Origin of the sequence: Bacillus haikouensis (genome assembly GCF_013179555.1) — a bacterium.
Classification (GTDB): Bacteria; Bacillota; Bacilli; order Bacillales; family Bacillaceae_B; genus Rossellomorea; species Rossellomorea haikouensis_A.
The window spans coordinates 1-1,174 of the sequence record NZ_JABMCR010000546.1 but is presented as its reverse complement, the minus strand read 5'-3'; the positions used below and the strand labels follow the sequence as shown (position 1 = coordinate 1,174).

General features: G+C 40.8%; 2 protein-coding genes. One reads left to right on the top strand and one right to left on the bottom strand.

What is annotated here, in order from left to right:
• A partial coding sequence (locus HP456_RS24175; RefSeq protein WP_146159189.1) for an IS3 family transposase occupies positions 1–89 on the top strand: 89 nt, incomplete at its 5' end.
• Between the two features lie 59 nt (positions 90–148).
• On the opposite strand, the gene HP456_RS24170 is transcribed toward HP456_RS24175, so the two are convergent.
• Positions 149–787 carry an SLC5/6 family protein gene (locus tag HP456_RS24170; protein WP_172255723.1) on the bottom strand — a complete coding sequence of 213 codons (639 nt, stop codon included), beginning with the start codon at positions 785–787 and terminating at the stop codon, positions 149–151.
• Between the last annotated feature and the right edge of the window lie 387 nt (positions 788–1,174).

Here is a 1,174-nt window from a genome sequence, read left to right as displayed (position 1 = left end):
TTACTTACTATAACCACCATAGATATCAATGGAATCGAAAAAAGATGACCCCTGTTCAATACAGAGATCATCTTTTAGAAGTAGCTTAGGCTTTTTAAAAATGTCCTTTACAAAGGGTACACTTTATATTGAAAGGACCGTCCTTTTTTTATTTGGATTCAATTTTGTAATAGCTTGGCTGCAGACTTTTCAAAGTGTTCTTTTTCCGTTTCAGTTTGTAAAATCTATTTCTTAATAGATAGGCTGCATATTTCCGGTTCCAACTTTTAAGTGCTGTGTAAATCAAAATGACTGTTACTAGCAGGACCGCACCTGCTGCCGGCCAGAACCACGGGGAAATGATGCCCGCTTCATATGCCAGCCCGATTGGCGAAAATAAGAAATATGTGACTGCCACACATGCGAGTAGAAACACGCAAGACGGAATGCTCCATTTCCACGGCATCATATCCACCTTTGGATTGTAGCGGTATTCGTACGGCTTTACCATCGGCTTCCAGATACCGACCAGCACCATCAGTGCTGTTTCAGCTGCAAAAAGAATGCCATATATATGGATGAAGTTAATCTCTATTGCGAAGCAGAATAAATGACCGGTTCCCCAAACAAGCATATAGTAGGTGAACACACGGAGGATAATGACCGTCTTTGCTGCAATTGCAGGGATTCGCTTTGAAAATATCCCCACCAGCAGGATGACGATGATCGGGATATTGAAGAAACCGTAAACTGACGGATCAAATCCCATAATCCATCCGTCGCATGAATCAATAATGGCGAGATGCACATTGACACCACCGCCAAGACCGCCCCGAACCATTTACTGATTGAGATCAGTTTTTCATCACTGACATTTGGATTAAACTGAGGTTTATATATATCGAGGGCGAATAAAGTGGCAGCGCTGTTCGCAATGAGTTGAACGAGCTGAGCAATGAATGTTCCTGTAAGTCCCCTCCCCGCTAAAAAATAGCCGGTGGAATCATTGATTGATCCTTTCGTTTTGATGTAAGAAATCCACCCCACCAATGCCATAAAAAATGCACAGGAACCAACAGTAAATAACAAACTGCTTCCAGACATGTCTTCCCTTCCCTTCTTAACTAAAATTTTTTAGAGGAAATTCCCTTATTGCTATATTGATAAACCTTTTCAAATGATATTTTATAATTTA